Genomic DNA, 229 nt, shown 5'->3' with positions numbered 1-229 from the left:
ATCAGCGGCGAACACGTCGGCTCCCTGGCCATGTCGGAAGCCGGTTCGGGTTCGGACGTCATGTCGATGCGGACCCGCGCCGACAGGAAGGGCGACCGCTATGTCCTGAACGGCACCAAGTTCTGGATCACCAACGCGCCCTATGCCGACGTGCTGGTGGTCTATGCAAAGACCGGCGAGGGGTCGCGCGGGATCACCACCTTCCTGATCGAGAAGGATATGCCCGGCT

At 63.8% G+C, this 229-nt stretch carries 1 protein-coding gene; it reads left to right on the top strand.

The genetic code is table 11. The features are described 5' to 3' along the window. The coding region (locus CVH10_RS25195) for an acyl-CoA dehydrogenase family protein (RefSeq protein WP_181244790.1) at positions 1 to 229 on the top strand (229 nt) is incomplete at both ends.

Source organism: Halomonas sp. ND22Bw, assembly GCF_003011945.1.
In the GTDB taxonomy this organism is placed as follows: Bacteria; Pseudomonadota; Gammaproteobacteria; order Pseudomonadales; family Halomonadaceae; genus Halomonas; species Halomonas halophila.
Note: the sequence above shows the minus strand (reverse complement) of the source record. Positions and strands in the feature narration are given on the sequence as shown.